The sequence below is a fragment of the Thioalkalivibrio sp. ALRh genome, from assembly GCF_000381425.1.
In the GTDB taxonomy this organism is placed as follows: domain Bacteria; phylum Pseudomonadota; class Gammaproteobacteria; order Ectothiorhodospirales; family Ectothiorhodospiraceae; genus Thioalkalivibrio.
The window spans coordinates 396,001-408,896 of the sequence record NZ_KB906519.1 but is presented as its reverse complement, the minus strand read 5'-3'; the positions used below and the strand labels follow the sequence as shown (position 1 = coordinate 408,896).

The 12,896-nt window shown below is 66.1% G+C and carries 11 protein-coding genes; all 11 read left to right on the top strand.

The features are described from left to right. The first annotated feature begins 53 nt into the window (after positions 1-53). Positions 54-1,541, top strand: a complete 1,488-nt coding sequence (gene nusA / locus F791_RS0101945; RefSeq protein ID WP_018174738.1) for a transcription termination factor NusA — start codon at positions 54-56, stop codon at positions 1,539-1,541. Between the two features lie 79 nt (positions 1,542-1,620). Continuing rightward, positions 1,621-4,365, top strand: a complete 2,745-nt coding sequence (gene infB / locus F791_RS0101940; RefSeq protein WP_018174739.1) for a translation initiation factor IF-2 — start codon at positions 1,621-1,623, stop codon at positions 4,363-4,365. Beyond that, complete coding sequence (rbfA, locus tag F791_RS0101935; RefSeq protein WP_018138262.1) at positions 4,365-4,808, top strand: 30S ribosome-binding factor RbfA; 444 nt, start codon at positions 4,365-4,367, stop codon at positions 4,806-4,808. Before infB ends, rbfA begins: the two co-directional genes overlap by 1 nt. A gap of 18 nt (positions 4,809-4,826) precedes the next feature. Next, a complete protein-coding gene (gene truB / locus F791_RS0101930; protein WP_019592104.1) occupies positions 4,827-5,786 on the top strand; it encodes a tRNA pseudouridine(55) synthase TruB in 960 nt (319 codons plus the stop codon). A gap of 111 nt (positions 5,787-5,897) precedes the next feature. Next, entirely contained in the window at positions 5,898-6,167 is a 270-nt protein-coding gene (gene rpsO / locus F791_RS0101925; protein WP_012982141.1) for a 30S ribosomal protein S15, read from the top strand. A gap of 125 nt (positions 6,168-6,292) precedes the next feature. Then, positions 6,293-8,380: a polyribonucleotide nucleotidyltransferase gene (pnp, locus tag F791_RS0101920; protein WP_018138260.1), complete on the top strand. Its 2,088-nt coding sequence runs from the start codon at positions 6,293-6,295 to the stop codon at positions 8,378-8,380. Positions 8,381-8,445: 65 nt separating this feature from the next. Beyond that, a complete protein-coding gene (locus tag F791_RS0101915; RefSeq protein ID WP_019592103.1) occupies positions 8,446-9,069 on the top strand; it encodes a class I SAM-dependent methyltransferase in 624 nt (207 codons plus the stop codon). A gap of 152 nt (positions 9,070-9,221) precedes the next feature. Beyond that, on the top strand, positions 9,222-9,653 hold the full coding sequence (gene ndk / locus F791_RS0101910) for a nucleoside-diphosphate kinase (RefSeq protein WP_018138258.1): 432 nt from the start codon (positions 9,222-9,224) through the stop codon (positions 9,651-9,653). Between the two features lie 143 nt (positions 9,654-9,796). After that, a complete protein-coding gene (locus F791_RS0101905) occupies positions 9,797-10,930 on the top strand; it encodes a bifunctional tRNA (adenosine(37)-C2)-methyltransferase TrmG/ribosomal RNA large subunit methyltransferase RlmN (protein ID WP_019592102.1) in 1,134 nt (377 codons plus the stop codon). Further along, positions 10,930-11,700 (top strand): type IV pilus biogenesis/stability protein PilW, encoded by a 771-nt coding sequence (gene pilW, locus F791_RS0101900; protein ID WP_018138256.1) that lies wholly within the window; start codon positions 10,930-10,932, stop codon positions 11,698-11,700. Before F791_RS0101905 ends, pilW begins: the two co-directional genes overlap by 1 nt. Further along, on the top strand, positions 11,690-12,889 hold the full coding sequence (locus F791_RS0101895; protein WP_019592101.1) for a RodZ domain-containing protein: 1,200 nt from the start codon (positions 11,690-11,692) through the stop codon (positions 12,887-12,889). Before pilW ends, F791_RS0101895 begins: the two co-directional genes overlap by 11 nt. Positions 12,890-12,896 lie beyond the last annotated feature (7 nt).

Genomic DNA, 12,896 nt, shown 5'->3' with positions numbered 1-12,896 from the left:
GCGCGGTTTTTGTTGAATCGGCGGGTAACCGCCGAGGTGCGGAGAGACAAGAGATGAACAAGGAGATCCTGCTGGTCGCGGATGCCGTGGCGAACGAGAAGGGTGTCGACAAAGACATTATTTTCGATGCCCTGGAATCGGCATTGGCCATGGCGACCCGCAAGTATCACGGTGGCAAAATGGACGTGCGCGTGAGCATCGACCGTGAGGAAGGTGACTACGACGCGTTCCGTCGCTGGACCGTGGTCGATGACGAGGACCCCGAGTTCGAATCACCGGAGTACCAGATCCTCCTTTCGTATGCGCAGCAGAAGAACCCCGATGCGCAGGTCGGTGACGTGATCGAGGAGCCGGTGGAGGCCGTGGATTTCGGCCGTATCGCCGCGCAGACCGCGAAGCAGGTGATCGTGCAAAAGGTGCGCGAGGCCGAGCGCGCCAAGGTGGTCGAGGAGTACCAGGACCGCGTGGGTACGCTGGTAATGGGTATCGTCAAGCGCACCGACCGCAACGGCACTTACGTCGATCTCGGCAACAACGCCGAGGCCCTGATCCCGCGCGAACACATGATTCCGCGCGAGACCGTGCGCACCAATGACCGCCTGCGCGGCTATCTCAAGGAGATCCGTCCCGACGCGCGCGGGCCGCAGTTGATCCTGAGCCGGAGCGCGCCGGAGTTCCTGATCGAGCTGTTCAAGCTTGAGGTGCCGGAGGTTGGGCAGGAGATCATCGACATCATGGGCGCGGCGCGTGACCCGGGCCAGCGTGCGAAGATCGCCGTGCGCTCCAACGACCCGCGTCTGGATCCGGTCGGCGCCTGCGTCGGCATGCGCGGTTCGCGTGTGCAGTCGGTGTCCAACGAGTTGGCCGGCGAGCGCATCGACATCATCGTCTGGGACGAGAATCCGGCTCAGTTCGTGATCAACGCGATGTCCCCGGCCGAGGTCCTGTCGATCGTGGTGGACGAGGACAAGCAGTCGATGGACATCGCGGTCGAAGAAGACAAACTCTCCCTGGCCATCGGCCGTGGCGGACAGAATATCCGCCTGGCCTCCCAGCTGACTGGCTGGGAGCTGAACGTAATGACCGAGGAGCAGGCGGCCGAGAAGAGCGAGGCCGAGGCCCAGCAGCTAGTGACCTTCTTTATGGAGGCGCTGGATGTGGATGAGGAAGTGGCCGGCATCCTGGTGCAGGAGGGCTTCAGCACGCTGGACGAGGTGGCGTATGTCGACGAGGCCGAACTGCTGGCGATCGAGGAGTTCGACGAGGACATCGTGGGCGAGCTGCGCAGCCGCGCCAGCGACGCCCTGCTGACCCGAGCGATCGCGGGCGGCGAGAACTACCAGCCCGCGGAGGACCTGCTGAACATGGACGGCATGACCCAGGGCGTGGCCAACAAGCTGGCCTCGCATGGTGTCTGCACCATGGAGGACCTCGCGGAGCAGGCAGCCGACGACGTGGTCGAAATGACCGGATTGAGCACGGAAGAGGCGTCCGAGCTGATTATGACGGCGCGCGCCCCGTGGTTTGAAACCGGGGAATAACCCCGGACGAAGAATCGCGAAGCCCGTGTGACAGGCCGTCGGCTGGCCTGAAAAGAATATGGAATGGAGGTAAGGCGCCATGGCGCAAATGACAGTGCAGCAATTCGCGGAATCGGTTGGGAAGCCGGTAGACCGCCTCATGGAGCAGCTCAAGGAGGCGGGCGTCGAGGTGGATGGCCCGGAAGCGGCCATCACCGATGCCGAGAAGCGCAAGCTGCTCGATCACCTCCGGCAGTCGCACGGGGAGAGTGAGGGTGGCCGCGTGACGCTCAAACGGCGCGCCCAGGCCCAGACCCTGAAGGTGAGCTCCGGGCCCGGACGCTCCAAGACGGTCAATGTTGAGGTGCGAAAGAAGCGCACGATCAAGCGCAAGCCAGCCGAGGAGCCCGTCGAGGCCCCGACCGAAGCCCCGGTCGAGGTCGAAGCTGTGCCGACCCCGGAGCCGACCGCTGAACCGACCCCGACTCCGAAGGAAGTCCCGGCTGAGCCGGTGGCCGAGGAGCCCAAGCCGGAGGAAGTCGAGGTCGAGGAGCCCGCCGCCCCTGAAGTCGAGGCTGCTGCGGAAGAACCGGTTGAGGCTGAGGCCAGCGAAGAGGCCGAAGCACCGGAACCCGAGGCTGAGCCCGAACCCGAACCCGAACCCGAGCCGACCCCGGCTAAGCCGAAGCGCCCGCTGAGCCGGACCGAACAGCTTGCCTTGCAGGTCGAGGCCGAACGCGATGCCCAGCGCAAGGCGCTGGAGGCGCGCAAGCAGGAAGAGGTCGAGCGTGGCGAACGCCAGAAGCGCCGCCAGAAGGAACTGGAGGCTCAGGAGGCCAAGCGCGAGAAAGAAGAACAGGCACGCCTCGAGCGCGAGGCGGCCCAGCGTCAGGCCACCGCCGAGGCCGAAGCCGGCAAGACCGCGGCCGGCGCCGGCAAGGGTCGCAAGACGCGCAAGGACGACCGCAAAGAGCTGCATGTCGCTGGGGATCGTCGTGGTCGGCGCAAGAAGGGCGAGGGCCGCAAGGCGCAGTCCGCCGCCGCGCAGGCCGTTGCGAGCAAGCATGGTTTTGCCAAGCCGACCGCGCCGGTTGTCCGCGAGGTCGAGGTGCCGGAGACGATCACGGTCTCCGAACTGGCCCAGGCGATGGCGATCAAGGCGCCACAGCTGATCAAGGCCCTGATGGGTATGGGCGTGATGGCGACCATCAACCAGTCCATTGACCAGGACACTGCGATGCTGGTGGTCGAGGAGATGGGCCACACGCCGGTCGCGGCGAAGGAGACCTCGGTCGAGGACGAGATCGACACCGGTCTGGAGCAGACGGCGGAGGCCAAGGCGCGCCCGCCGGTCGTCACCGTGATGGGTCACGTCGACCACGGCAAGACGTCTTTGCTGGACTACATCCGGAAGGAGAAGGTCGCCTCGGGCGAGGCTGGGGGTATTACCCAGCACATCGGTGCCTACCACGTGGACAATGGCCACGACGGCGTGACCTTCCTGGATACCCCGGGGCATGCCGCGTTTACCGCGATGCGTGCCCGTGGCGCGCAATCCACCGACATCGTGATCCTGGTAGTGGCAGCGGATGACGGCGTAATGCCGCAGACGCTCGAGGCGATCCAGCACGCGAAGGCGGCGGGCGTCCCGATCGTGGTCGCGGTCAACAAGATCGACAAGCCGGAGGCCGAACCCGAGCGCGTGATGAACGATCTCGCCCAGCACGAAGTGATCCCCGAGGCCTGGGGTGGCGATACGCAGTTCATCAACGTCTCGGCGCATACCGGCGAGGGCATCGACCAGCTGCTGGAGGCCCTGGGCCTGCAGGCCGAGGTGATGGAACTGAAGGCCCCGGCCGAGGGCCCTGCGCGGGGCGTGGTGATCGAGTCGCGCCTGGACAAGGGGCGTGGCCCGGTGGCGACCATCCTGGTCCAGTCCGGCAAGCTGAAGCATGGCGATATCCTGCTCTCGGGCAAGGAATACGGTCGCGTGCGGGCAATGTTCGACGACACCGGAAAGTCGGTGAAGGAGATCGGTCCGTCCATGCCGGTCGAGGTCCTGGGTCTGTCCGGTGTGCCGGAGGCCGGGGACGAGGTTCTGGTGGTTGCGGACGACAAGACCGCCCGCGAGGTCGCCGAGCACCGCGACGCCAAACAGCGCGAGCGCAAGCTGGCCGCGCAGCAGGCAGCCAAGCTGGAGAACATCTTCAACCAGATGCAGGAAGGCGAGATCGCGACCGTGAACATCCTGATCAAGGCGGATGTTCAGGGCTCGGCCGAGGCCCTGCGAGAGTCGCTGATCAAGCTGTCCACCGACGAGGTGCGCGTGAAGGTGGTCTCCGCCGGTGTCGGCGGGATCTCCGAGTCCGACCTCAACCTGGCCATGGCCTCCGAAGCGATCGTGATCGCGTTCAACGTGCGTGCCGATGCGGGCGCCAAGCGCCTGGCCGCCGAGAACGAGATCGACGTGCGTTATTACTCGGTGATCTACGAGGCGATCGACGACGTGAAGCAGGCGCTGTCGGGTCTGCTGTCGGCCGAGATCCGCGAAGAGGTCGTGGGCCTCGCCGAGGTGCGCGATGTGTTCAAGGCCTCCGGCTTTGGCCAGGTCGCCGGCTGTCTCGTGGTCGAGGGTGCGGTCAAGCGGGGCAACCCGATCCGCGTGCTGCGCGACAACGTGGTGATCTACGAAGGCGAACTCGAGAGCCTGCGTCGCTTCAAGGATGACGTGAACGAGGTCAAGGCCGGTACCGAGTGCGGTATCGCGGTGAAGAACTACAACGACGTGAAGGCCGGTGACCAGATCGAGGTCTTCCAGCGCGTCGAGGTGGCTCGGAGCCTCTGATGCCCGGGAATCGCGACTTCCATCGTTCCGATCGGGTCGGTGACCAGATCCAGCGCGAGCTGGCGGAACTGATCCGTCTGGAGGTCAAGGACCCGCGCGTGGGGATGATTACGCTGGCGGATGTCGAGGTCTCGCGGGATCTCGCCCATGCCAAGGTGTTCTTTACCCAGCTGGGTGGCGAGGAGAAAGGCCGCGAGGCACAGCAGGGACTGAATCACGCGGCAGGATTCCTGCGCCGTGCGCTCGGTCAGCGGATGCGGCTGCGTAGCGTGCCCCAGTTGCGGTTTGTCTACGACGACACGCCGGAGCGCGGGGCTCGTATGTCCTCTCTGATCGATCAGGCCCTGGCCGAGGATCGCGCGCATCATGCCGATTCGGATGGGGGCGACAGCGGTGACAATGGTGGGTCCGAGGACCCGAAGGACCCGGGCCGCGAGGCCTGATCCCGGCCGGTTTCCTTGATGGCGCGCGCACGTCGCGAGGTCGACGGTATTCTGCTGCTGGACAAGCCCCGCGGGCCGAGTTCTACCCAGATCCTGGGGCGCGTGAAGTACCTGTTGCAGGCCAAGAAGGCCGGTCATACCGGGGCGTTGGACCCGCGTGCGACCGGCCTTTTGCCGTTGTGTTTCGGTCAGGCGACCAAGGTCTCGGGCTGGCTGCTGGACGCCGACAAGCACTACATCGCGGAGGCGCAGCTGGGGGTCGAGACCGATAGTGCGGATCTCGATGGCGCGGTCATCCGCGAGGCGCCGGTGCCGGCCATCGAGCCGGAGCAGCTGCGGGCGCTGGAGCGGCGGTTCAGCGGGGCGCAGGAGCAGGTGCCGCCGATGGTCTCGGCCCTCAAGCACGATGGCAAGCGGCTCTATGAGCTGGCGCGCCGGGGCGTGGAGGTCGAGCGCCCGCCGCGGCCCGTGAAGATCCATGCCCTGTCGATCGAAGCCATCGCGCCCGAGCGGCTGCGCATCGATGTGCGCTGCAGCAAGGGCACCTATGTACGCTCCCTGGTGGCCGACATCGGGCATGCGCTGGGTTGCGGGGCGGCGGTCGACAGCCTGCGGCGCATCGGGCACGGCCCATTCGAGGCCGCCGCGATGGTAACGATGGAGCAGGTGGAGGCCGCATTCGAAGCGGGTGGTGCGGCCGCGATCGAGGCTATGCTGCAGGCCCCGGAAACGGCGCTAGGGCACTGGCCCTCGGTTTCCCTCAATGCACAGGCCAGCGCGGCCATGCGCCATGGCCACGCAGCGGGTGCCGAGGCGATCGAGTCCCACACCCCGGGTGCAGAAGGCGCGCCGGCCGAGGCCGAAACTGGCTGGCCGCTGGTGCGGGTGTATGACGCCGAGGGCGGCTTTCTGGCGGTGGGGTCGCGCGAACCGGACGGCCGGGTGCGGCCCCGCCGCCTGTTTGTCGCGGCGTCCTGACGACGCCGCGGTTCTTTCTATTCAAGGCCGGTACGTCGTGCTAACATTGCGCGCCTATCGCCAGCGCCACTGGTCGATTAACGGTCAAGTAATCTCAGGAGTCAGGTTTTCATGTCGCTCACTACCGAAGAAAAATCGGCCATCGTCGAGAAGCACAAGCGCGATGCCAACGACACCGGTTCGCCGGAAGTCCAGGTCGCGCTGCTCACGGCCCGCATCCAGCATCTGATGGGGCATTTTGAAAAGCACAAGCAGGACCACCACTCGCGTCGCGGGCTGCTGAAGATGGTCAGCCAGCGGCGCAAGCTGCTGACCTATCTCAAGCGCAATGACCAGGACCGCTATCAGGCCCTGGTTCAGGAGCTTGGCCTGCGCCGCTAAGGCAGGCACAACGGGCCCGCGCCACTGGTGCGGGCCCGTTCAGTTTCAGGGGCGGCCGCGCAGGGGCGCTGGTCGGCCCATCGCAAGCAAGACCGATGCACGCATTACGGGAAACGGGATATAACGTGGCACACAAGAAGTCGTTCCAGTACGGAAACCATACCGTCACCTTCGAGACCGGTGACATCGCCCGCCAGGCCAGTGGCGCCGTCCTCGTCAACATGGCCGAGACCGTGGTCCTGGTGACCGCCGTCGCGCGCAAGGAGGCCGAGCCAGGTCGCGACTTCTTCCCGCTGACCGTGAATTATCAGGAACGGACCTACGCCGCCGGCAAGATCCCGGGTGGTTTCTTCAAGCGCGAAGGGCGTCCGAACGAAAAGGAAACGCTGACCTCGCGCCTGATTGATCGTCCGATCCGCCCGCTGTTCCCCGAGGGTTTCAAGAACGAGACCCAGATCGTGGCCACGGTCATGTCGATCAACCCCGAAGTCGATCCCGATATCCCCGCCCTGCTGGGCGCCTCCGCCGCGCTGGCGCTGTCCGGTGTCCCGTTCGCGGGACCGATCGGGGCCGCGCGCGTCGGCTATCGTGCCGGTGAGTACCTGCTGAACCCGACCTACAGCGCCCTGGAAGACTCCGATCTCGACCTGGTCGTGGCGGGCACGGAGCATGCCGTGTTGATGGTCGAATCGGAGGCCAGCGAGCTCTCCGAGGAGGCGATGCTGGGCGCGGTGATGTTCGGCCACGAGCAGATGCAGGCCGCGATCCAGGCGATCAAGGAACTGGCGGCCGAGGCCGGGAAGCCGGCCTGGGACTGGCAGGCACCGCCGTCCGAGGCGTCGCTGGAAGACCGCGTCAAGGAGGCCGTGGGCAACGACCTCGTCGAGGCCTATCAGATCGCCGAGAAGCAGGCGCGTACCCAGCGCATTAGCGAGCTGCGCAGCCAGGCCGTCGACGCGATCGCCAGTGAAGACGAGTCCGGGCCGAGCGCGGAAGACGTGAAGACGGCATTCCACGATCTCGAGTACCGCCTGGTGCGCGACCGCATTCTGGATGGCAATCCGCGTATCGACGGACGCGACAACAAGACCGTACGCCCGATCGGCGTCCAGACCAGTGTGCTTCCGCGTACGCACGGCTCGGCGGTGTTTACCCGCGGCGAGACTCAGGCGCTGGTCGTGGCCACGCTGGGCACGGATCGCGACGCCCAGGTGATCGATGCGATCGAGGGCGAGCGCCGTGACCGCTTCATGCTGCACTACAACTTCCCGCCCTATTGCACCGGCGAGACCGGTTTCGTTGGCTCGCCCAAGCGCCGCGAGATCGGGCATGGGCGCCTGGCCAAGCGTGGGGTGGCGGCCGTAATGCCGAAGGTCGAAGAGTTCCCCTATGTGGTGCGCGTGGTCTCCGAGATCACCGAGTCCAATGGGTCCAGCTCCATGGCGTCCGTTTGTGGTACCTCGCTGGCACTGATGGATGCGGGCGTGCCGCTGAAGGCCCCGGTCGCGGGGATCGCGATGGGCCTGATCAAGGAAGGCGAGCGCTTCGCCGTGCTGTCGGACATCCTGGGCGACGAGGATCACCTCGGCGACATGGACTTCAAGGTGGCCGGTACCACCAATGGTGTGACCGCGCTGCAGATGGACATCAAGATCGACGGGATTACCCGCGAGATCATGGAGCAGGCGCTGGCGCAGGCGCGCGAGGGCCGGATGCATATCCTCGGCTGCATGAACGAGGTGCTGCCGAGCCACCGCGAGGAGATGTCTTCGCACGCGCCGCGCTTCATCACCATGAAGATCAACCCGGACAAGATCCGCGACGTGATCGGCAAGGGCGGGGCGACGATTCGTGCCCTGACCGAGGAGACCGGTGCGACGATCGACATCCAGGACGATGGCACGGTCAAGGTCGCCTCCACTGACCAGGCCGCCGGCCTCGAGGCCAAGCGCCGTATCGAGGAGCTGACCGCCGACATCGAGGTCGGCCGTCAGTACACCGGCAAGGTCGCGAAGATCATGGACTTCGGGGCGTTTGTCTCCATCCTGCCGGGCCGTGATGGCCTGGTGCACATCTCGCAGATCTCCGACGAGCGGGTGGAGAACGTGGCGGACTTCCTGTCCGAGGGCGACTCGGTCACCGTGAAGGTGCTGGAAGTAGACAAGCAGGGGCGCATCCGCCTGAGCATGAAAGCGGTCGAGTCCGAGGCCTGATCTGGGCTCCGTCACGCAACGGGCACCCTTGGGTGCCCGGCCATCGGTATTCGGGACGTAACGGCATGGATCTGGTCAGTATCCGCAAGAGCTACAAGCGCTACGCCCGCCACTACGACGCCACCTTCGGGCGGGTGTTCGCAACCGGTCGCGAACGCGCCCAGGAGACCCTGGCGCCGCTGTCCGGCAAGCGCATACTCGAGGTGGGTGTGGGCACCGGACTCTCGCTGCCGGACTATCCGGACGACTGCGAGATCGTCGGGATCGACGTCTCGCGCGAGATGCTGAATGTCGCACGGGGCCGCCTGAATGGTGGGCTCCCCGCGGTCTCCGGCCTGTGCGAGATGGACGCCGAGCAGCTTGCGTTCGCCGACAGCAGCTTTGATGCGGTGGTCGCGATGTATGTCGCCACCGTGGTGCCCAACCCGGATCGGCTGTTTGCCGAGATGTGGCGCGTTTGCCGTCCGGGCGGGCAGATCCTGGTGATCAACCACTTCGCGTCTAGGCAGTGGCTGCTGCGCGGGTTCGAGCGCTGTCTGCGCCCGTTGTCGCGCGCGGTCGGCTTCCGACCGGACATGGAGTTCGAGGACTTCGTGAGCGTGACCGGTCAGGAACCGGCGATGGTGGCCCCCGCCAGCCTGTTCGGATATTGGAAGCAGGTGGAGTTCCGCAAGCCCGCGCACGCCTGATGCTGGCGGCTCGGCCCGCGTGCATGCGGGCGCGAGTTTGCCTACACTACGCGCCGCACGCTGTTCCTGCCTGGAGCCCGCCGTCTGGCGGGTTCTCGCGTTTGCGACGCAGGATAGCCCCCGTTTATTCAACCTTACTCAGGAGAGCCAACATGGCCGCAGAACGTACCCTGTCCATTATCAAGCCGGATGCCGTTTCCAAGAATGTGATCGGCGAAATCTACAGCCGTTTCGAAAAAGCCGGCCTGCAAGTCGTGGCCGCGCGCATGATGCAGCTGAGCCGCGAGCAGGCCGAGGGCTTCTACGATGTGCACAAGGAGCGCCCGTTTTTCAACGATCTGGTGGAGTTCATGATCTCCGGTCCGGTGATGGTGCAGGTCCTCGAGGGCGAGGGCGCGATCGCCAAAAACCGTGAAATCATGGGTGCGACCAACCCGAAGGACGCGGCCCCGGGCACGATCCGTGCGGACTTCGCGACCTCCATCGACGAGAACGCCGTCCACGGCTCGGACGCCGCGGAAACGGCCGCGCGCGAGATCGAGTTCTTCTTCGGCAACGACGGCGTCTGTCCGCGCACCCGCTAAGCGCCGGTCGGGAAAGGGCGCGGTCCCTGTCGCGGCGGCGCCTTTTCTCCCTGCTACGGGGCCCTCGCGGGTCCCGCCGGGCCCCGTAGGCAGGCATCCCCCTTGCGCAGTACACTAGGGGGTGTTTTTAACTGGTCGCGAGCATGGCAGCGGAAACCTCTACACCTCTGAATCTGCTGGGTTACAGCCGCAGTCAGCTCACCGAGCTGCTGGCGCAGTGGGGTGAGCCGCGTTTTCGTGCCACTCAGCTCGTCAAGTGGATGCATCAGCGCGGGGTCACCGACTTTGACGCGATGACGGATGTTTCGCGCAATCTGCGCGAGCGCTTGGCGCGCGAAACCGAGATCGCCCTGCCCGAGATCGCGCTGGAGAAGGCCTCCGGTGACGGCACCGTGAAATGGGTGCTGCGTCTGGCGGATGGCAACGCGATCGAGACCGTCTTCATTCCCGAATCCGGACGCGGCACCCTGTGCATCTCTTCGCAGGTCGGCTGCGCGCTGGACTGTACCTTCTGTTCGACCGCTCAGCAGGGCTTCAACCGCAACCTGACGGCCGCCGAGATCATCGGCCAGGTCTGGCTGGCGATGCAGCGCCTGCCGGCACCGGAGGGCCGCCAACGCGCGGTGAGCAATGTGGTGTTGATGGGCATGGGCGAGCCACTGGCCAACTACGATGCCGTTGTGGCGGCCTGTCAGTTGATGACCGACGACAACGCCTATGGCCTCAGCCGTCGGCGGGTGACGCTGTCGACCTCCGGGCTGGTGCCGGCGCTGGACCGCCTCAGCGAGGACACCGATGTCGCCCTGGCGGTCAGCCTGCATGCCCCGAACGACGAGCTGCGCGACCGCCTGGTCCCGATCAATCGCAAGTACCCGATCGCGCGCCTGATGGAGAGCTGCCGGCGCTATGTCGAGGCGACGGGCGCGCACAGTGGCGTGACCTTCGAATACGTGCTGCTGGCCGGCGTGAATGACCGCCCCGAACATGCCAATCAGCTGGCCGGCGTGGTGCGGGGCATCCCCGGCAAGATCAATCTGATCCCGTTCAATCCGTTTCCCGGTGCGCCTTTCGACCGTCCTGCGGAAGCGGATATCGAGCGTTTCGAGCGTCAGCTGCAGAAGGCGGGTTATGTCACCACGGTGCGACGCACGCGTGGCGATGACATCGATGCTGCCTGCGGACAGCTGGTGGGGCAGGTGGAAGACCGTACCAACCGGGGGATGCGCATGATTCGTCTGCACGCCGAACTGCCTGAGCGCCCGCGGAGGGCCTCTTGATGGGGCTTCGCTGGGGGCGCCCGGCCGTCGTGGTACTGCTGGGGCTGGCCCTCGGAGGATGCGCGGCGATGGCTGAGCGCGAGGTAACCGGAGAACGCGCAGAGGCCGCGGAGGTCAACGCCGAGCTGGGTATCGGGTATCTGCGCGAGGGGGAGGTCGACCAGGCCGAGCGTAATCTGAAGCGGGCGCTGGAGTTCGATCCGAACCATCCGCTCGCCAATCTGGGCATGGCCAATGTCTACGAACGCCGGGGTGCGCATGAGCGCGCGGAAGAGCACTACCGCCGGGCACTGCGCCGAGACGATGGCAACCCCTACGTGCAGACCAGCCTTGGGGCCCTGTTGTGCCGGCGCGAGGCCTTTGACGAGGCGCAGGAGCTGTTTGCCAAGGCGATCGACAATCCCGATTACGACCAGCGCGAGATTGCGTTGATGAACTCCGGGGTGTGCTTCGCCGATGCCGGGCAGACGGAACGCGCCGAGGAGAAGCTGCGCGAGGCGCTGCGGATCAACCCGCAGTACCCGCGTGCCCTCCTGGAAATGGCAAGCCTGACCTACGAAGACGACCGCCCGATGCAGACAAGGGCATTCCTGCAACGCCTGGAAGGGCTGGGTGTGGAAAGTTCCGAGACGCTGTTCCTCTGCTATCGGGCGGAACTGGCGCTCGGGAACCGGCGTGCGGCGAACGACTGCGCGGAACGCCTGCGGCGTCAGTACCCGGACAGCATGGAGCTGGTCCGCCTGGAAGACATGGAGCGCAATGGTGGCTGAGCCGCGTGATGACAAGGAGCCGGGTCTGGGCCGGGTCGAGGAAGTCGACGATTCCGTTTCCGAGATGGAACCGTTACGAACCACGGACGATGACCCCCATGCGGCCGCGGAGTTTCCCGCTGCAAGTGGGCTGACGACTCGGGATCAGCCCCCGCCTCCCGATCCCGAGGGTGGGGAGGGCGAGCCCGGCAATAGCCTGCGCCGCGCGCGCGAGGCCGCCGGTCTGGATACCGCCACGCTGGCACACCGGATCCACCTCGGTCGCGGGACGCTGGAAGACCTGGAGGCGAACCGGTTCGATCACATGGCCCCGGCCTATGTACGGGGCTATCTGCGGGCCTGTGCGCGCGAGTTGGGGGTGAACGCCGATCCCTGGCTGCGCGCCTTCGAGGGCCATGGCCTGACCGAGCCGGAGCTGCGGGCGGTGGCTACGGCCTCGGCCCGGAGCAAGAGGCGGCGGCGTTCCAGTGCGCCGTACTGGCTGACCTTTCTGCTCCTGCTGGCGTTACTGGGTCTGGGGGTTTACGCGTGGTCCGAGCGCGGCGGCGGTACGCCGTCATTCCCGTCTCTGGGATGGCTGGAAGACGATCGCAGTGTCCCGTCCGAGGATGCCGCCGCCCGCGCGCCGGATGATGAATTGAGTGCGCCGCCGTCGTTGATCGAGGAAGCGGAACCCGAGCCCGAGGCGCCGAGGGCTGCGGAGACGGATCCCGAGGTCAGTGAGGCTGGTGCAGAACAGGACCCGGAACCCGCGATGGACACGCTGGCCGAGCCGGTGCCCGCAGAGGACACGGCGACCGACGAGACCTCCACTGAAGAGGCGGCCGAATCCTCGACGTCCGGCCCGGTGTCGGAAATGACGTTACTGACCGGTGGTGCCGCCGTGGCCCAGGACCAGGACGAGGATGCGGCCGCACCGAATGGTGGAGAGGCCGATCGCGACGGCCTGTACCGACTGGTGCTGGAGGTCAGCGAGACTTCCTGGCTTGAGATTCGCAATGCGGACGACGAGGTCGTGTTTACCGGTGTGCTGAGCAGCGGCGACCGTGAGGAACTGGAACTCACGCTTCCCGGGCGTGTGGTCCTGGGGAATGCCCGGGGCGTCGAACTGACCCTGGATGGCGAGCCCTTTGACTTCGAGCCCCATGTCCGGGGAGACCGCACCGCACGCTTCGACCTCGAACCCTGATCTTTCG